This window comes from Citrobacter sp. RHBSTW-00859 (genome assembly GCF_013729795.1).
Classification (GTDB): domain Bacteria; phylum Pseudomonadota; class Gammaproteobacteria; order Enterobacterales; family Enterobacteriaceae; genus Citrobacter; species Citrobacter braakii.
In genome coordinates this window covers 212872-232337 of the sequence record NZ_CP056284.1, presented here as the reverse complement: position 1 = coordinate 232337, position 19466 = coordinate 212872, and the positions used below count along the sequence as shown (strand labels likewise).

Annotated in this window: 17 protein-coding genes; 9 read left to right on the top strand and 8 right to left on the bottom strand. The window is 51.8% G+C overall.

What is annotated here, in order from left to right; all coding sequences use genetic code 11:
- Nucleotides 1-76: 76 nt before the first annotated feature.
- Nucleotides 77-631 (top strand): GNAT family N-acetyltransferase, encoded by a 555-nt coding sequence (locus tag HV302_RS01130; protein WP_181626818.1) that lies wholly within the window; start codon nt 77-79, stop codon nt 629-631.
- 71 nt (nt 632-702) lie between these two features.
- On the top strand, nt 703-1053 hold the full coding sequence (locus HV302_RS01125; protein ID WP_016154888.1) for a glycoside hydrolase family protein: 351 nt from the start codon (nt 703-705) through the stop codon (nt 1051-1053).
- Between the two features lie 18 nt (nt 1054-1071).
- Here the strand turns inward: HV302_RS01125 and HV302_RS01120 are convergent, their stop codons facing one another.
- Nucleotides 1072-1674, bottom strand: a complete 603-nt coding sequence (locus tag HV302_RS01120; RefSeq protein WP_016154889.1) for a helix-turn-helix transcriptional regulator — start codon at nt 1672-1674, stop codon at nt 1072-1074.
- Nucleotides 1675-2029: 355 nt separating this feature from the next.
- Here HV302_RS01120 and HV302_RS01115 point away from each other — a divergent pair, with 355 nt between their 5' ends.
- Nucleotides 2030-2206 (top strand): hypothetical protein, encoded by a 177-nt coding sequence (locus HV302_RS01115; protein WP_191212333.1) that lies wholly within the window; start codon nt 2030-2032, stop codon nt 2204-2206.
- A gap of 15 nt (nt 2207-2221) precedes the next feature.
- Here the strand turns inward: HV302_RS01115 and HV302_RS01110 are convergent, their stop codons facing one another.
- Entirely contained in the window at nt 2222-2980 is a 759-nt protein-coding gene (locus tag HV302_RS01110; RefSeq protein ID WP_181626817.1) for an SDR family NAD(P)-dependent oxidoreductase, read from the bottom strand.
- 119 nt (nt 2981-3099) lie between these two features.
- On the opposite strand from HV302_RS01110, the gene HV302_RS01105 reads away from it, so the two are divergent.
- From HV302_RS01105 to HV302_RS01095, 3 genes are all read left to right on the top strand, one after another.
- Complete coding sequence (locus tag HV302_RS01105; RefSeq protein WP_016157706.1) at nt 3100-3999, top strand: LysR family transcriptional regulator; 900 nt, start codon at nt 3100-3102, stop codon at nt 3997-3999.
- Between the two features lie 47 nt (nt 4000-4046).
- On the top strand, nt 4047-5075 hold the full coding sequence (yhjD, locus tag HV302_RS01100; protein WP_016154892.1) for an inner membrane protein YhjD: 1029 nt from the start codon (nt 4047-4049) through the stop codon (nt 5073-5075).
- Between the two features lie 294 nt (nt 5076-5369).
- A complete protein-coding gene (locus HV302_RS01095) occupies nt 5370-6692 on the top strand; it encodes an MFS transporter (protein ID WP_003023312.1) in 1323 nt (440 codons plus the stop codon).
- A 92-nt stretch (nt 6693-6784) separates the two neighbouring features.
- Here HV302_RS01095 and HV302_RS01090 read toward each other — a convergent pair whose 3' ends face one another.
- Both HV302_RS01090 and pdeH read right to left on the bottom strand, forming a co-directional pair.
- Complete coding sequence (locus HV302_RS01090) at nt 6785-8845, bottom strand: AsmA family protein (RefSeq protein ID WP_181626816.1); 2061 nt, start codon at nt 8843-8845, stop codon at nt 6785-6787.
- Between the two features lie 77 nt (nt 8846-8922).
- Entirely contained in the window at nt 8923-9690 is a 768-nt protein-coding gene (pdeH, locus tag HV302_RS01085; RefSeq protein WP_016157708.1) for a cyclic-guanylate-specific phosphodiesterase, read from the bottom strand.
- Nucleotides 9691-9920: 230 nt separating this feature from the next.
- On the opposite strand from pdeH, the gene HV302_RS01080 reads away from it, so the two are divergent.
- Entirely contained in the window at nt 9921-10850 is a 930-nt protein-coding gene (locus HV302_RS01080) for a sugar kinase (protein ID WP_181626815.1), read from the top strand.
- Nucleotides 10851-10914: 64 nt separating this feature from the next.
- Here HV302_RS01080 and HV302_RS01075 read toward each other — a convergent pair whose 3' ends face one another.
- From HV302_RS01075 to HV302_RS01060, 4 genes are all read right to left on the bottom strand, one after another.
- Nucleotides 10915-12408 (bottom strand): M16 family metallopeptidase, encoded by a 1494-nt coding sequence (locus HV302_RS01075; protein WP_016157710.1) that lies wholly within the window; start codon nt 12406-12408, stop codon nt 10915-10917.
- A gap of 222 nt (nt 12409-12630) precedes the next feature.
- Nucleotides 12631-13917: a C4-dicarboxylate transporter DctC gene (dctA, locus tag HV302_RS01070; protein ID WP_003023301.1), complete on the bottom strand. Its 1287-nt coding sequence runs from the start codon at nt 13915-13917 to the stop codon at nt 12631-12633.
- Nucleotides 13918-14074: 157 nt separating this feature from the next.
- Nucleotides 14075-16081: a biofilm formation regulator HmsP gene (hmsP, locus tag HV302_RS01065; RefSeq protein WP_181626814.1), complete on the bottom strand. Its 2007-nt coding sequence runs from the start codon at nt 16079-16081 to the stop codon at nt 14075-14077.
- 226 nt (nt 16082-16307) lie between these two features.
- Nucleotides 16308-16415, bottom strand: a complete 108-nt coding sequence (locus HV302_RS01060) for a type I toxin-antitoxin system toxin Ldr family protein (protein ID WP_016154898.1) — start codon at nt 16413-16415, stop codon at nt 16308-16310.
- Between the two features lie 424 nt (nt 16416-16839).
- On the opposite strand from HV302_RS01060, the gene megL reads away from it, so the two are divergent.
- Both megL and HV302_RS01050 read left to right on the top strand, forming a co-directional pair.
- Nucleotides 16840-18036 (top strand): methionine gamma-lyase, encoded by a 1197-nt coding sequence (gene megL, locus HV302_RS01055; protein WP_181626813.1) that lies wholly within the window; start codon nt 16840-16842, stop codon nt 18034-18036.
- A gap of 117 nt (nt 18037-18153) precedes the next feature.
- Nucleotides 18154-19452 (top strand): amino acid permease, encoded by a 1299-nt coding sequence (locus HV302_RS01050; RefSeq protein ID WP_181626812.1) that lies wholly within the window; start codon nt 18154-18156, stop codon nt 19450-19452.
- Nucleotides 19453-19466 lie beyond the last annotated feature (14 nt).

Below are 19466 nucleotides of genomic sequence, written 5' to 3'. Positions count from 1 at the left end.
CATATTCATATAGCAAATAAATATGTTTTACAGTGACTTCCACACAATCATTGAAAATTATTCTGGAGATAAGCCTGTGCCTGTACTGAAAACCTCGCGTTTGATCTGCCGCCCGCTCACACATGACGACTGGGCGTTTTTCTTAACGTTACAGAAGAACGCAGATGTGATGCGCTTTGTCGCTGACTCGCGTACCGAAGAGGAGATACGGACAGTCTTTGACTCCCGCTTGCCTGAATGGTCTCCCGGCAGTCCACACTGGCTGTGCCTGGTCCTGTGCGATAAGGCATCGGGCGTACCGCTTGGGGTAACCGGATATATTCAGGATAAAAATGAATGTGCCGAGGTCGGCTTTCTGCTCACTCCCGAGGCGCAGGGCAAAGGTTATGGCGCTGAATCCCTGCATGCCGTTTGCGATTATGCGTTTACCGCCGGAGGACTACGCCGACTGACGGCCTGCGTCACCGCAGGAAACGATGTCTCACGGCGTCTACTGGAAAAGGTCGGGTTCATTCTCGAAGGCACGCTGCGAGAAAGCTACTGGCTACATCAAACCTGGCATGATGACTGGATTTTCGGCCTGTTAAAACATGAATATCAGCCGCCCGCGCCATCAGGCGTTTTGCTGTAAAAAATGGCTGGATGGCGGCTGGCGTAACGGGGTGTGTTTCTTAAAATAGGTCTCTTTGTACAGAGATTATTATGCCGCTGCATTCGACGCATTTCACGCCCGCCTGTATCGCATTTATTAAGCAATGGCAGGGCCTGTCGCTGGAAAAGTATCAGGACAAAAAGGGGATCTGGGTCATTGGCTACGGGCACGAAATCACCGCAGATGAATCCTTTGATGCCCCAATTATGCTGATGCAGGCCGAAACATTGCTGCTCGCGGATATAAATATCTGCGAGGCATTCATCCATAAGGAAATGCCGCAAATACAAGATCGTTTTCAACAGGAAGCGTTAATTGCATGGATGCTCAGCGTGGGGATTAGCCGGTTTTGCACTGCTGAATTCTGGCCGGGGGCTATTTCACAGCCAGAAACAGTCTGACTGTGAAATATTTGCCCATTATAGGGTGTCGTTTAGCATCATTGCCGCCTGCGTACGGTTTTTTACCTCCAGGCGCTGATACAGCGATTCAAGATGGGCTTTTACCGTTCCAGTGCTGATATTTAATAATCGACCAATTTGTTTATTAGATTCTCCGGCGGCCAGCATCGTCAGAATCTCCCGCTGACGCGCGCTGAGCAATCTGATATTTTGCCCGCCACATTCGGTCGCTGTGATGCAATCTCTGGGGATAAACATCATACCTATCGCGACGCTATTGAGTGCCAGCGTGAAGGTTTCCGCATCAGAATCGCGCGGAACAATGGCCAGCACGTTTAATTGTGTGACTTCCTGTAGCCATTTTTTACGGCAGTCCGTTGCGGTTACCAGCACTTTTACCTTCGCAAAGCGCTCTGCTATCTGTTGCAGCAAGCTACGGCAGAACTCAGCGTCAAAATCTCCATCCAGCATTACCAGTGCATCAGGATTGTCTTCCAGCGTCCGCCAAAGATCATCTGCCTGACTGACACCCTGAACATTCACTCCTGGAATACGCTCTTGCAAAATTACATTCATTCCATGAATAAATATTGACTGCCTGTCAAACATTATTAACTGCATTATTTATCTCCGTCTGAATAAGATATTAGCCTTAACACGCGGAAGGGTATTATCCGAGGGGCAAAATATGAAGTCACCATTTGGCGGAGGCCATTTTACCGATAGACGGAGAAGAAAGAAGCAGACGTTATAAATAGTTACAGCTGAAACCAAAGAATCACACAAAGGATCAAAATCGGGGTCAAATATTCAGAAAATCCTTAATATTTGATGTTCAAACCTGGATTACTAATATTAATAATCCGGAGTTTATATTCTTAGCTAAAAATAAGGAACTCACGATAACAGACAAATATGTTACAAAACAAAATATCGCATTAAATGATCACTCTGGCATGAGAATGGGGAGGTGATCATGGTTTCTGATACAACAAATCCACTCCCGAAGAAGAATGAACTCTTCAGAACGTTTATCCCCGATCTCTTTCAGCACCGCGATTGCGGTATCAGATTCCAAATAATACCGGCAAACGCCACCAGCTATATTTTGACTTCTGATGGCGCGCCGGTTTTCTCTTGCTCAAAAGGCTAAGTAAGAGGCAGTCGTTTACAGGAACATCCCGCCAGAGACTTCGATACGCTGTGCCGTCATCCAGGCCAGCTCATCGCTGAGCAACGCAGCAATGGCGTCGCCAATATCGTCCGGTAACCCAACACGCCCCAGCGCCGTCTGCGATGCAATATAGGCATTCAATTGCGCATTATCCCGCACGTTTCCGCCGCTAAAATCCGTCTCGATTGCCCCAGGCGCAATAATATTCGCCGTAATGCCGCGCTCTCCCAGCTCTTTCGCTTGATAACGGGTTAACACCTCCATCGCCCCTTTCATGGCAGCGTAAGCGCTGTAACCCGGTAGCGCAAAGCGCGACAATCCGGTCGAGACATTAAGAATGCGTCCGCCGTTGTTGATCAGCGCCAGCAGGTTCTGTGTCAGGAAAAAAGGTCCTTTAAAATGGATGTCCAAAAGCTGGTCAAATTGCGCTTCAGTGAACGCCGGATACGGTGCGTTAATGCCAACTCCGGCATTGTTCAATAAATAATCAAAGGTGTCGCTTTGCCAGTGCGTTTCTAGGGTTTCCTGCACCTGTTTGACAAACTGAGGGAAAGTGGAAATATTTCCGACGTTCAACGGTAATGCGGCAGCTTTACCGCCAGATTGGCGAATTTCATCTACAACCTGCTGCGCTTCTTTTTCATTGCTGTTCCACGTCAGGATGACACCAATGCCTTTACTCGCCAGCTTTAGCGCCGCGTTTTTACCGAGTCCACGGCCGCCGCCGGTCACCAATGCGATACGTTGCGTCATAAGAAACCTCATTTCAGGTGTTGTGAAGATTGAGACAAAGCTTATTAGGTGGTAGAAAAACAATAAATACCGCTAACTGCGCATTACTGTTTCATTTAGAACAACAATAGGGCATGAGAATGGATAAAATTCACGCAATGCAGTTGTTCATCCGCGTCGCAGAACTGGAGAGCTTTTCGCGCGCGGCAGACACCCTCGGACTTCCTAAAGGTAGCGTATCGCGTCAAATCCAGGCCCTGGAAAATCATCTGGGCACACAGTTGTTGCACCGCACAACCCGCCGCGTTCAGCTCACGCAAGACGGCATGATCTATTACGAACGAGCGAAAGATTTGTTGAGCAATCTCGATGAACTGGATGGGCTATTCCATCACGACCCGGCCAGCATCAGCGGCAAGCTGCGCGTCGATATGCCGGTTGGTGTGGCGAGAAATCTGGTGATGCCCCGCTTACCGGCCTTCTTGCATCAGTATCCGGGGCTTGAGCTCGAACTTAGCAGCAGCGACCGCCTGGTAGACTTGATCCGCGAAGGCTTCGACTGTGTGGTACGCGTGGGAACGCTGAAAGATTCAGGGCTGATTGCGCGCCCGCTGGGAAAACTCACGCAGATTAACTGCGCCAGCCCGCAATACCTCGCCCGATTTGGTTATCCGGAAAGCCTGGAGGATTTAGCCTCGCATGCGGTGGTGCACTACTCAGTCAATTTGGGAACACGTGCGCAAGGCTTTGAAGTGGCGACAGACAACGGTGCTAAATGGGTTAAAACCGGCGGCATGCTGACGGTGAACAGTACCGAAACGTATCATGCGGCATGTCTTGCCGGTCTGGGCATTATTCAGGTACCGCGCGTGGGCGTGCGTGATGCCCTGCGCGCCGGTACGCTGATTGAAGTATTGCCGCAATATCGCGCCGAACCATTACCGGTTTCATTGCTCTATCCGCATCGCCGTAACCTCTCCCGCCGCGTACATCTGTTTATGGAATGGCTGACCGGCGTGATGAAAGACTATGTGGACTGACAAGCTATACTGTCCTGAGAATGAACAGAACAAGGATTACTGCCCTGATGACGCAGGAAAAAGAGATTAAACGCCCCATTCAGGAACTTGAGCACGCACCAATCCCAAAAATTGAGACCCTGGAGCGTAAAAATACAGAAACCAACGGTAAGACCAACCAGGCGCTGAAAACCGCCCTAACCTTCGCTGATAAAATTCAACGCCAGCCCATGATTGCCCATCTGATTCGCGCCGCGGAGAGATTTAACGATCGTATGGGAAATCAGTTTGGCGCCGCCATTACCTACTTCTCATTTCTGTCGATGATCCCTATCCTGATGGTGTCGTTTGCCGCCGCGGGTTTTATTCTCGCTTCGCACCCTACGCTGTTGCAGGATATCTTCAGCAAAATCCTGCTCAACGTCAGCGATCCGACGCTCGCCTCCACGCTGAAAAACACCATCAATACCGCCGTTCAGCAACGCACCACCGTCGGTCTGGTGGGTCTTGCCATCGCGCTCTATTCCGGAATTAACTGGATGGGAAACCTGCGCGAAGCTATTCGTGCCCAGTCGCGGGATGTCTGGGAGCGGACCCCACAGGATCAGGAAAAAATTTGGGTCAAATATCTGCGTGATTTTGTCTCATTGATTGGCTTACTGATTGCGCTGATTGTTACGCTGTCCATTACCTCCATCGCCGGTTCCGCCCAGCAGATGATTATCTCTGCGCTGTATCTCGACGGCATCGAATGGCTGAAGCCCGCCTGGCGGCTGATCGGCCTGACCATCTCTATTTTCGCCAACTACTTGCTGTTCTTCTGGATTTTCTGGCGGCTGCCGCGTCACCGACCGCGCAAAAAAGCGCTCATTCGCGGCACGTTTATCGCAGCACTGGGGTTTGAAGTCATCAAAATGATCATGACGTACACGCTGCCATCACTGGTGCAATCGCCGTCAGGCGCGGCGTTTGGTTCCGTACTTGGCTTGATGGCGTTCTTCTACTTCTTCGCCCGTCTGACTCTGTTTTGCGCTGCCTGGATTGCCACAGCGGAGTACAAAGACGACCCGCGTATGCCGGGGAAAACCCACCGCTAATCTTTGTTTACTGCCGGATAACGCTGCGCTTATCCGGCCAACCCAATGCTTACGTCGAAATTCTGCGCATTATCAGAATTAAAATCCAGCCCGTAACTTTTGTTTAACCCAAAACCAGTTTTATCATCCAAGTTTTAAATTATGTGAAGCATTTCATGGAAGTGAAATCTCCAGCCTAAAAATTATCCCCTTTTTGCTCTGTTTTTGACCAATCGCAAGGTTTGTTACAGATTGAAATGTCTCTTTTGCTGTGCGTAATATGACCTTTCGTTCGACCAAAAATAAGAAAATATTATGCAAGCAACAGCCACAACGCTCGACAACGAACAGGAACACACCCCGGTCAACTCGCGCAATAAAGTCGTCGTCGCCTCACTCATTGGCACTGCCATTGAGTTCTTCGACTTCTATATCTACGCCACCGCCGCGGTGATCGTGTTCCCCCATATCTTCTTCCCGCAGGGGGATCCGACCGCGGCAACGCTGCAGTCCCTCGCCACCTTTGCTATCGCCTTTGTGGCACGGCCTATCGGTTCTGCTGTGTTCGGGCATTTTGGCGATCGCGTAGGGCGTAAAGTCACGCTGGTTGCCTCACTGCTCACTATGGGGATCTCGACGGTTGTCATTGGCCTGCTGCCGGGCTATGAAACTATCGGTATTTTCGCCCCGCTGCTGCTGGCGCTGGCGCGTTTTGGTCAGGGTTTAGGACTGGGCGGTGAATGGGGCGGCGCGGCGTTACTGGCGACGGAAAACGCACCGCCGCGTAAACGCGCGCTGTACGGATCATTCCCGCAGTTGGGCGCACCTATCGGCTTCTTCTTCGCCAACGGCACTTTCCTGCTGCTCTCCTGGCTGCTGACCGACGAGCAGTTTATGAGCTGGGGCTGGCGCGTACCGTTCATCTTCTCTGCGGTGCTGGTGATTATCGGTCTGTACGTTCGCGTTTCGCTGCATGAATCCCCGGTCTTTGCCAAAGTGGCTGCGGCGAAAAAACAGGTGAAAATCCCGCTGGGTACCCTGCTGACAAAACATGTCCGCGTGACGATCCTCGGCACGTTCATCATGCTGGCGACCTATACGCTGTTCTATATCATGACCGTCTATTCCATGACGTTCAGCACCGCCGCGGCGCCTGTAGGGCTTGGCCTGCCGCGTAATGAAGTGTTGTGGATGCTGATGATGGCGGTTATTGGCTTTGGCGTCATGGTGCCGGTGGCGGGCCTGCTGGCCGATGCGTTTGGTCGTCGCAAGAGCATGCTCATCATCACCACGCTTATTATTCTGTTTGCGCTGTTTGCCTTTAAACCGCTGCTCGGCTCTGGCAATCCGGTGCTGGTGTTCGCCTTCCTGTTGCTTGGTTTGAGCCTGATGGGTTTGACATTTGGTCCGATGGGCGCGCTACTGCCGGAGCTGTTCCCAACCGAAGTGCGCTACACGGGGGCGTCGTTCTCGTACAACGTTTCGTCGATTCTTGGTGCTTCCGTTGCCCCTTACATTGCCGCATGGCTGCAGGCGAATTACGGCCTGGCGGCGGTAGGTACGTATCTGGCATCAATGGCGGCGCTAACGCTGATTGCGCTGCTGTTAACCCACGAAACCCGCCATCAGTCATTGTGATTCTTTGGCTGTAACCACCGTCTCCGGCCTACGTTGAGCATGAAATGTATGTAGGCCGGAGACGCGTTAGCACCATCCGACAACGGCAAAAATCACTTCTTCATTTGCGACAAAATGGTCCGGCATTGATTAGCGTCTCCTTCAGAAGGTGAAATCAGCGCCAGCAAGGCCGCCGCGGGCGTCACTAACGTTGCCAGCGCGGCAGCAACCGCACCGCGCGCAATCAGCGGCCCGGCCTTCACACCGGCCTGCGGATTCTTAAAGGTGCCGCGAACATACAGCGGCGAACGCAGGGTAATAATACGAATGCCTTTGCTCTCCGGATCGATGGTTAAATCCAGTTGCTCCGACGCAAAACTCGCCGTACCAGTGACATTAATGACCGCGTTTTCCGTGTCGAAGGCAAAAATCTGCGGGCGGGCTACGCCGTTAACAATATCCAGATTCGCCGCCGCGCAGTTCACCCGCACCTCGTCATCACCAAATATCTGTCCAACAAGATAGTTGCCCAGATTCAAGCCAACAATTTCCATCAGATTCCGGCTGATCAAACCGTCGTTCATCAGCAGCTTCAGGTTGCCATTGCTGTTACCAAGCAGCGCCGCTACCGAGTTTCCGCTCCCGCTAAACCTGGCGTCACCGTTCATTTCACCGAGCGTTTTCTGCATCAGCTCCACATCCGGCATCAGCGCTTTTAACTTCAGGCGGCGAGCCTGGATGTCCGCCTGCCCCCGCATCGGCTTTTTATCCCCTTCCAGATGGATGCTGGAGACAATGCTGCCTCCCGCGAGGCCAAATTTCAGCGGCTGCAGGCGCAGGTCGGCATTTTTCAGGATGATATGGGTGGAGAGATCGCTGATTGGCAGACTGCTGCCGTGCTCAATACGCCGTCCTTTGAAACGTACGTCAGCGTCCATCACGTTCCATTTGTCGGTTTCAAAACGGTCATACGGCAAGACCCTGTCCGCGGGCTGGACGCTCTTCTCACCTTTGCGCTGTTCAGATTGTTTGGCCCGCTCCGCCCCTTTGCCTGAATCCACACCGATCAGCGGCCCCAAATCAGCCAGCCTTAGTTGGCGTGACTCAACATCCCCTTTCAGCATTGGGCGCGGCTTGCCGGTGGTATAGGCCAGCGTTCCGTGAATATCGCTATCGCCAATTCGGCCATTAAAATCGCGGTAATCAAAAACAGAGGATTTTTCCGGGTCAATTTTCGCGACCAGATGTCCGTCGGTTTCAAACGGCGGCGTATCCGGGAGCAGCACGCCGGTCAAATCGTACAAATCCCCTAGCGAATCTCCCGAGAATTTAAGCCGCAGATCCGCCCCGCCCATATTCATCGGATCGTTTATCGTACCCATAAACGCCACACGCGTATTACCCGAACGGAAATCAGCCTGAATCGGGAAAGGAGTTCCTTCACCGCGCAGTGCCAGCATTCCGCCTATCTTCCCGCTACCGCTTAGCGGTTCCCCGTTATATCGGCCTTGCGCTTTCAGACCAAACACGTAGTCCTCAATGTGGGCGTTGCTCTCTTTACTTTTTGCGCCAGTCACTTCGCTAAAGGGCAACGGCTTACCCAGCGGATCGACCAGGATCTCAATCTCTGACTTCGTCACCTTATCGTTAATGGCGATGCGCCCTTGGTCGAACAGAATGTTATCCAGCCGGAAAGACCAGGCTGATGGCGGCGCATTGGGATCGCGGTTTTCATCCCCTGCCAGGTTAAAGGTCCAGTTATTGTTTTTCTCCGACAGGCGGATAAGCCGCGCATCGGGTTTTACCAGCTTGATCCACGGGAGCCAGACGGTTTTTGTCAGCAATGCCAGTGGGGCGAGCGTGGCTTCAACGCGCGGGAGATGCACCATGGTGACGTCAGGAATGTCCGGTGGGTTGCCGAGGATGATATCCTCAGCATGAACATGCGGCCACGGAACCCAGCTACGCCAGCCGGTTTCCTGTTTTTGGCGTTCCCAAACCACGCCCAGGTCACCCCGTATGGCGAAGGGCCGGTTGAGTTCTGTAGAGACTTTCTGGTTGATGGTCGGTTTGAGCCGGTTCCAGTCAAATGTCGCAATCACGATGATGAGTACGACGATCAACAACAAGAAAACCCCTATTACTGAAGTGGTTATTTTGCCTGTTCTCGTCATGTTTAACCTCCTTACTTTCTTCCTTGCCTGTCCTAAAGATAGTCCAGCAGAGGAAAAGGAGGCGTTCTACATCCTTATCAAAGCGACAGAATTACGTCTTCTAGGGTATCCAGAGGCACTGGACGAGAGAGAAAATAGCCTTGCGCAGCGAAAGCCGGTGAGTTTTGCACATCACGCCACTCTTCCAGCGTTTCAACGCCTTCGACAATCACACCGCGGCAATAGCGGTTCATTAGCTGTAACAGGAGCGTAAAGAGATTGCGGCCCTCCGGCGTCTGGCGCAGCATGACAAACAGATCCCGCGCCACTTTGATATAGTCGTAACTCACTTCGCTCAGAGCCGAGAAGTTTGCCATTCCGGTGCCAAAATCATCTAGCCAGAGCGGGCCAAACTCGCACATTGAGGCGAACGACGAACCCTTCGGCAAGCGGATATGTTCCACCAGTTCAAAGCGCAGCCACGGCAGACATTCGATGATTTTCAGGATTTCGGGATCCTGGCGCATTGCAATCAGCGTTGGCCCGTCGACATTCACGGATGCCAGCAGATCGTGGGCTTTGAAAAACGCCCCTTTTTGTTCAAGCTGTACGAGCTGCTCTTTCACCACATCTACACGATGTCGTACGGCCACTTCGGCGAAATAGCGGTCTGGCGCGATACGTTGGGAGGGGTTTTCAGGATGGCTCACGACGGTCAGCAGCTCAACGGCCATCAGCCGTCCGTTGGTCTGATAAATCGGCTGGTAGGTGTAAGCACGCTCGCACTGCAGCCAATAGCGTCTCTCCTGCAAGTTTTCAATACTCGCATCGAGCGTAATTAGCTGCTGGGTAACCTGCTTTATCATCTGAGATGTCCTGTAAATAAGAGTGTGACTGACCGGACTCGTCAAAGGTTATCGGCGCTCAGGCGAAGAACTTTACGTTCAGCCCTACGCAAAATAGAAACTAAGCGGCAAAAAACGACGCAGAACACGTGCTGGCTCAAAAAAATAATGGAACGATGTTTTAATATAGTTGACCACTTAACACCCACAGCGCACACTAACGCTAATTTTTTTCAGAGCAGGTTACGACTATGTCCAGAAAGATTGCCGTGATTGGCGAATGCATGATTGAGCTGTCACAGAAAGGCGCTGACGTTCAGCGCGGATTCGGTGGCGACACGTTGAATACATCCGTTTATATCGCCCGTCAGGTCGATGCTGCGGCACTTTCCGTACACTATGTGACTGCGCTGGGTACCGACAGTTTTAGCCAACAAATGCTGGAATCCTGGCAGAGCGAAAATGTGGATACCTCATTAACCCAACGCATGGAAAACCGCCTGCCGGGCCTTTATTACATTGAAACCGATAGCACCGGCGAGCGCACCTTCTATTACTGGCGTAATGAAGCCGCTGCTAAATTCTGGCTTGAGAGCGAACAGTCCGCCGCTATTTGCGAAGAACTGGCGACATTTGACTATCTGTATCTGAGCGGAATCAGCCTGGCTATTTTAAGCCCGGCAAGTCGTGACAAGCTGCTGTCGCTGCTGCAAGAATGCCGTGCCAACGGTGGAAAGGTCATTTTTGACAATAACTACCGCCCACGTCTGTGGAGCAGTAAAGAAGAGACCCAGCAGGTGTATCAGCAAATGCTGGAATGCACCGATATCGCGTTCCTGACGCTGGATGATGAAGACGCGCTGTGGGGTGAAAAACCGGTTGCCGAGGTGATTGCCCGTACTCACGTGGCTGGCGTACAGGAAGTGGTTGTGAAACGCGGTGCTGACTCTTGCCTGGTTTCCATCGCAGGCGAAGAACTCATCGACGTTCCGGCCGTAAAACTATCGAAAGAGAAGGTTATCGATACGACCGCTGCGGGAGACTCCTTCAGCGCCGGGTATCTGGCGGTACGTCTGACCGGTGGCGATGCCGCTGATGCCGCAAAACGTGGGCACCTGACGGCAAGCACCGTTATTCAGCATCGTGGGGCGATTATTCCTCGCGACGCCATGCCGCAATAATCTGGCGTTCTGGCAGGCCGGATTAGACGTTAACGTCGCGTCCGGCCTGCAGGTCACGATTCCCTTATTGCACTGGCGGGATGTCCGTCACTTCAGGATGTGATTCATCCGTTTCTACCGACGTTGCCGCGGCGGTAACCGGCGCCATAATGCTATCCCACGTCGCCTGCAGATCCTTCATATTGAATTCAGGTTCACCCTTCGGCTGCAACAGAATTAACGCCATATCTTGCGACAGTTGCTGACGCAGGTCCTGATTCAGCATCTCAACACTCAGGTTGTTCAGGAAGCTTTGGCGTAAACGCTGATACTGTTCAGGCGCAATATCCACGACCTGGTTTTGCAGCGAGCGCAAACGCTGGCTGATCAAAATATCGGTATCGGTGCGACCATAGGTGGCAAACAGCTTCTGCAGTTCCAGATTCTTTTGCGCCACCAGCGCATTAAACTCTTCTTCCGGCAGCCCCTTATCGCGCACTTTGGCCAGCTCACGCGCAACCGTGCTGAGGTTCGCGTTCAGCTTACCGTTCGGTGATTCAACGTTGATGGCACATTGCGCGCGCAGGAACAACACCCGACAGTCAAAGCCAAGGCCAATGTCTTTGGCATTGTTTTTGGTGAGCTCCTGCTGAATGTGCCAGAACAACGCTTCACGGGCTAAATCAGCGCGCCAGTAACGTAACAGCGCGGCAGATTCACGGATCGGCTGCCACGGCGTATCCCACATAATAGACAGGCGATCCTGACGTACCGCATCGGTCATTATGCTTACGGCCTCTGCACGCAGCGGAGAGAGCGTGGGTACCGGCGCAGGCGTTTCGCGTTTACCTTTTAATTCGCCAAAGGTTTTATTGATTTGATCAGCCACGCTGCGCGCATCTACGTTACCGACGATAATCAGCGTCATCGCATCCGGGGTATACCATTTCTGGTAGAAGGACTGGATTTTCGTCGCATCAACAGGCGTTTTCAGCGGATCGGCAGGATCGTGACCCAGCAGAGTCGATCCCTTCAGACGATAGCGCCACCATCCCTCTTTGGTATCTGACGGCCAGGTTGCAACCATATCTTCGCTACTCAGCGCATGATTGACCGATTCAGGGGTGATGCTCAGATTACCGGAAATATTCGCCAGATAAGAAAGTGACTCCTTCAGCAGATCGTTGCGGCTGTTAGGCAGACTGAGGTTATACAGCGTGGAATCATAGGAAACGATAACGGGCGGCATGGGACGACTGGGATCGAACCCCTGCTGCCACAGAGAACGGGCTTGCGTAGCATCGAGGCCACCGCTTTGCGTCAGCGCGATACGCGGGATCGCATGGCTGAAACCACTCTGTTGTGTACTTTCGGTGAGTGAACCGGTATTGACCAGCAGGCGAACCTCAATACGGTCGCTGGGGCGCTGGGGAGTGGCTAAAACTTGCCACTGTAACCCATTTGCCAGCGTGCCCTGTTGCCACGCCGGGTCAGGCTGGAGCGCATCTGCCTGCACATAGCCGGCAGTGGCCATCATCAGCAAGCCGCCCGCTAAAAGTCGAATTTTTGTGCCCTGCATGTGAACCCCTGATCAACTATCCTGGAAATAAAAAGACAGCCCGCGAGAGGACTCTCTGAATATGACGTTAAAAACACTTCGTGTTAGACCGCAAGAACATAAAAATGTCACGGAGGAAGTGAAAAAATCCCGACGCCGCCGAATCGGCGGTTTCAGGCACAGGGGTTAATTATGCGCAAACGCCCGCAGTCCTGGAAGGGACTACGGGCATAAGTGGAGAGATTAAGAGGATATTTCGTGCGTTTTGCCATCCGGCGCACGATTATTCAGCACATCATCCAGCTTTTTATGGTCCAGTTCTTTCACCCATTTCGCTACTACAACAGTTGCCACACCGTTACCGACCAGGTTAGTCAGCGCACGGGCTTCAGACATAAAGCGGTCAATACCGAGAATCAGCGCCAGACCAGCAACCGGCAAATGGCCCACAGCGGAGATAGTCGCGGCCAGAACAATGAAGCCACTCCCGGTCACACCCGCAGCACCTTTTGAAGAGAGCAGGAGCACCACCAGCAGAGTTATCTGATGGAAGATATCCATATGGCTGTTGGTGGCCTGAGCGATAAACACCGCCGCCATCGTCAGATAGATTGATGTCCCATCAAGGTTAAACGAGTAGCCCGTAGGTATAACCAACCCGACAACCGACTTGCGACAGCCCAGTTTTTCCATCTTATCGAGCATACGCGGCAGCGCGGACTCGGAAGAAGAGGTGCCCAGAACGATCAGCAGTTCTTCACGGATATAACGGATGAATTTGAAAATGCTGAAGCCGGTTGCGCGCGCAATCGAGCCCAACACCACAACCACAAACAGAATACAGGTAATGTAGAAACAGATGATCAACTGACCCAACTGCACCAGCGTCCCGACGCCATATTTACCGATAGTAAAGGCCATGGCACCGAAAGCACCGATCGGCGCCAGGCGCATGATCATGTTGATGATGCCAAAAATAACCTGCGAGAAGCTTTCAATCACGTTGAAAATCATCTGGCCTTTGCTACCTAAACGATGCAGCGCAAAACCAAACATGACCGCAAACAGCAATACCTGCAGGATGTTGCCACTGGCGAACGCGCCAATGACGCTACCCGGGATAATATCCATCAGGAAGCCTACGATCCCCTGGTCTTTTGCCTGTTCGGCGTAAATCGCAACCGCTTTGGCATCCAGCGTCGCCGGATCGACGTTCATACCGGCACCGGGTTGCACCACGTTGACGATGATAAGGCCGATGATCAGCGCAATCGTACTAACAATTTCAAAATAAAGCAGTGCAACCGCACCGGTGCGGCCTACGGCTTTCATACTTTCCATGCCTGCAATGCCGGTCACGACAGTACAGAAGATGACAGGTGCGATGACCATTTTGATGAGCTTAACGAAAGCATCACCAAGTGGCTTCATTTGGGCGCCTAATTCAGGGTAGTAATGGCCAAGGAGAATACCTATGGCAATTGCTGTCAGGACCTGAAAGTAAAGGCTTTTGAATATAGAGGTTTTCATAGGGTGTCCTTAAAGTAAAAACCACAGGTCTTGTAAGGTTTTGTTTAACCTGCGGCCTTAAAGTAACACCCACACAACATGACAGAAATGCGCCTGGATCATAATTGATACAGAAATGTTAAAAATTTTGAGCTGGCTCGCACAAGCGAGACCTTTTTTAACTTTTGTAATCAGCGTTTTTCGGCGTCAGATAACGTTCTTCGAAGATATTCGCCGGAGCCGGCCGGGCAAACAGGAACCCTTGTGCCACTTCTACCCCCGCTTGTGATAACCATTCGCGTTGCGCTTCGGTTTCGACGCCCTCAGCGATCATCTGCAAATTGAGGCTATGTGCTAACTGGATGATGGCGGAGATCATGCTGCAATCTTCAGGGACGCCATCGACAAACATCTTATCGATTTTGAGTACATCCACCGGGAGCGACTTCATGTGCTGCAGCTGCCGCAGACCCGCATAGCCCATACCAAAATCGTCCAGCGCGATACGCACGCCCGCGTTGCGCAGCGGGCGTAAAATAGCCACAGCGGCGTTAGGATCATCAATATGCCGGCTTTCGGTCACTTCCAGAATCAACGTCCCAGGCTTGATGCGATAGCGGTTTAGCAATTCCAGCAGATCCGACACCATACTCGGATGCATCAGCTGTAGTGCAGACAGGTTCACCGAGAGCGGCAGCATCAGGCCGCGTTCCTGCCAGGCTGACAGCTGGCGGCATGTCTCCTCCAGCACCCAGTAACCGACCGTCACCATCAGGCCACAGGACTCAATCCTGTCGATTAACCCTTCTGGCAGCTCCCAGCTTCCGTCTGGCTGCTGCATTCGCAATAATGCTTCTGCGCTCAATACCTTACCGCTGGACATCTCCACCTGCGGCTGCATCCAGAGCGCAAACTGATGGTTATCCAGCGCGGTAAGAATATCGTTCTCTTCCGTCAAACGCTGTTGCGCCTCTTCCATCTGCAACGGGTCAAAGAACTGAATCCGGTTTTTACCCTTGTGACGCGACGTTAACACGGCTGAGAGTGCGCGGTGGTAAAGCTGTTCTGCGGTCAAATCGCCATTAAACATCGCCACCCCAATGTTACAGGTTGGACGTAGTTGAATGCCCTGAATCGGTAATCGCTCGTTAACGATAGTGAGCACTTGCTGACCTAGCGTAATAGCGTGCCAGGGTTCTTTCACACCATGTGCGATGATGGCAAAGTCATAGCCGCTCACCTGGGTAAGCACCATTCTGGGGGCCAATACTGACTTCAGCTTTTCAACCAGCGTAAGCAGCAGGATTTCCCGCTGGGTCTCGGATAACACACCCGCGGTATCACGCAGGGTTTCGCAGGTGACAATCATCAACGCCGTTGTCTGCTGGCGGTTCACAACCTGCTCCAGCAGCGCCATCAGAAACGACTTGTTGGGCAGCTCAGAAACCGGGAACCGCATTGAATGGTCGCTTTGCTCTTCACTGCGGCGCTGAATCAGTTGCTGATTGAGGTTGTAGCTACGCACCAGCAGGCCAATCTCGTCGTCCTGATGCAGACGCGGCAATGCCAGCTGATAGCCAATCAGATCCTGCTGGGGAATGTCGTTCAGCTCACGCGCTATTTTACGTAATGGATGCAAAATCAATCTGTTAATACACCATGAGATGGCTACCGTGAGTATTAACGAGAGAAGTAAGTAAATGGTCACTAACGTTGAGAGCGTACTCATCACGAACTTGTACATACGGTACGAATCCGCCTGTAGCACCAGATACGCCAGCGGTTGCGGATTCGCTGAACGCTCAAGAGAATAGACCGGCAGCGAAATTTGTACCGGAAGTTCAAACAGGCGAGTCACCGTAACCGGAACCGGGCGTTCAGGAATAAAGCTCATCCGCAGCGCCTGAAACTGATTGGGAAGCACCACATCGGCGCGGCTGACCACGCCTGCTGGTCGAATACTTCTTAAAATAGCTTCTGCTTCGGGAATATCCCCTTTCAGGATCGTGCCCGACAGAGGCTCACGGACGGAGCGAGCGATACTTTCCAGTTGCGTAGCCGTGTTGTAGCGATTCTGCTGGACCAGATGGAACAACAAAACGGTGCAAAAAATAAACACAAACACCATGACAACGGCCGCAACCATTGCCATCTGCTTAATTGTTAACGAGCGACTGACACGCAAACTGACTCTCCACGGATAGACGAAACTGCCGTCAGAGTATACCCGATCGTAGCGGTATTAAGAGAGGCGGTATCTGAAAACTTCCCAGCATGCATTATCCCGACAGGATAGGCACCTGGCGACGAGATTTATCTGCATTTAAGCCGAAAAAGGCCGCAAGGTTACCCCCTGCGGCCTGGTTCGGGCGCATGTTGCCATCACGGCAGACAGACGCCCGCAAGGTGCATTACTTCCTGTTACGCAGCCAGCTCACAATCAGGCTGGCAATAATGCCAGCGATGATCGGAGCCGCTAAATCGTGCCAGAAGGCCACGCCTAACTGTGCGAGCGTCATATAGCCGCCTGTGTTGCAATGGCAACTGTTCACGGCTATTCTGAGTTGTTCAGGTTCAAGTTAGCCCCCGTTTTGTTGCCAGGTTTATACCGAACAACGTGCGGGGGTTTTCTCTTTCCAGCAACCTATGCCGCCGGGGATCAAGCCCCCGCAACATTGCGCCTCACCGGGAATTCCCGGCTTGCCGCTGATTCTACGGTAGCCCACTTGCCATATCACTGCGCAATACACGGCTCTGCGTAGCGCCTCGCATTTCACCTGTTTTCTCACCATTACGCTGGAAAGATTCTTGCCAGTTGGCAACATTCCTGCCGCTCTTCAATACAGAAAAAGACATATCTCATTGATATCTATAATTTCATTTTCTGGCACAGCGATTGCTATTTGACTGTGAGCTGTTTTGTTCCGAATCAAAGGAGATATCATGTCTGACTGTCGTACTTACGGATTCAACACCCAGATCGTTCACGCGGGGCAACAACCCGACCCTTCTACTGGCGCGCTCAGTACGCCTATTTTCCAGACTTCAACGTTTGTTTTTGACAGCGCCGAACAAGGTGCCGCCCGCTTTGCGCTCGAGGAGTCCGGGTACATTTACACCCGTTTGTGTAACCCCACCACCGATGCGCTGGAGAAAAAGCTGGCGGTACTGGAAAGAGGTGAAGCCGGGCTGGCAACCGCATCCGGTATTTCTGCCATCACCACCACGCTGCTGACGTTGTGCCAGCAGGGCGACCATATCGTTTCCGCCAGCGCGATTTACGGCTGCACCCACGCGTTTTTGTCGCACAGCATGCCGAAGTTTGGGATTAACGTCAGCTTCGTCGATGCGGCAAAGCCTGAAGAAATCCGCGCCGCCATGCGCCCGGAAACCAAAGTAGTGTATATCGAAACACCCGCTAACCCGACGCTGTCGCTGGTCGACATTGAAACGGTAGCCGGTATCGCCCATCAACAAGGCGCATTGCTGGTGGTGGATAACACCTTTATGTCACCGTACTGCCAGCAGCCTTTACAGCTAGGCGCGGATATTGTGGTGCACAGCGTCACTAAATATATCAACGGTCACGGAGACGTGATTGGCGGGATCATTGTTGGTAAGCAGGAGTTTATTGACCAGGCGCGGTTTGTTGGTCTGAAAGATATCACCGGCGGCTGCATGAGTCCTTTCAACGCGTGGTTGACGCTACGCGGCGTTAAAACACTGGGTATACGTATGGAACGCCACTGTGAAAACGCATTGAAAATCGCCCGCTTCCTCGAGGGGCATCCATCCATTACCCGCGTTTATTATCCTGGCTTGTCTTCACACCCGCAGTATGAGCTGGGCCAGCGACAGATGAGCCTGCCAGGAGGAATTATCAGCTTCGAAATCGCTGGCGGCCTCGAGGCTGGCAGACGGATGATCAATTCTGTAGAATTGTGCCTCCTCGCGGTCAGTCTCGGTGATACCGAAACCCTCATTCAGCACCCAGCGTCTATGACACATTCGCCCGTTGCGCCAGAGGAACGGCTTAAAGCAGGTATTACCGACGGGCTTATCCGTCTTTCTGTGGGTCTTGAAGATCCAGAAGATATTATTAACGACCTTGAACACGCCATCAGAAAGGCAACATTCTGACCATTATGACCTGAACCGACGCCGATCGGTTCAGGTTGTTGAGAATCAAGGCACAACAGTCTGGTAATACGCGCAATCCTGTTTCGGGGAGAGCGCGTATTTTGGGCAGGGGGTTCTATGCAGGACGACACATTACAACTAAGCAACAATACAGCAACCACCGTACCATTCTCAAAGAAAATACCGTTTACGAAATATGACTTTGGCTGGGTATTACTGTGTATCGGTATGGCAATTGGTGCCGGAACGGTACTGATGCCGGTACAAATAGGCTTAACAGGCATTTGGGTATTTATCGTCGCCTTTATTATTGCCTATCCAGCAACCTATATTGTGCAGGATATTTATTTAAAAACATTATCAGAAAGTGAAACTTGTAATGACTATACCGATATTATCAGTCATTACCAGGGAAAAAACTGGGGTGTATTTCTTGGCGTCATCTATTTTTTGATGATTATTCACGGCATATTTATCTATTCCTTATCCGTGGTTTTTGACAGTGCCTCATATATCAAAACCTTCGGCTTAACCGATGCCGATCTTTCACAATCGATAATCTATAAAGTGGCCATTTTTGCCGTGCTGGTGGCCATTGCTTCCGGGGGAGAAAAGCTGCTGTTTAAAATCTCCGGCCCGATGGTGGTAGTCAAAGTGGGGATCATCATCGTGTTTGGTTTTGCGATGGTTCCGCACTGGAACTTCACTAATATCAGCGCATTCCCTGAAGCATCGGTCTTCTTTCGCGACGTGCTGCTGACCATCCCGTTCTGCTTCTTCTCGGCGGTGTTTATTCAGGTGTTGAACCCAATGAACATCGCCTACCGCAAGCGGGTAGCGGACCGGGTTCTGGCCACCCGCATGGCAATACGCACACATCGCATCAGTTACATTACGCTGATTGCGGTCATTCTGTTTTTCTCATTCTCTTTTACCTTTTCTATTAGTCATGAAGAGGCCGTTTCAGCCTTCGAACAAAATATTTCTGCACTGGCGCTGGCAGCGCAAGTCATTCCTGGGAAAATTATTCATATCACCTCAACGGTGCTAAATATCTTCGCCGTATTAACCGCATTCTTTGGTATTTATCTGGGGTTCCACGAGGCGATTAAGGGTATTATTCTTAATGTTCTGAGCCGCGTTATTGATGTGGCGAAAATTAATCCCCTGGTGCTTACGCTGGGTATTTGCACCTTTATTGTTATCACCCTGGTGATCTGGGTGTCATTTCGTGTATCGGTACTGGTGTTCTTCCAGTTGGGTAGCCCACTTTACGGGATTGTGTCGTGTATTATTCCGTTTTTCCTGATCTATAAAGTAACGCAACTGGAAAAACTACGCGGGCTGAAAACCTGGCTAATCCTGTTGTACGGGATCCTGCTGTGCCTGTCGCCATTATTGAAGCTGATTGACTAATCCGTTTACAGTGC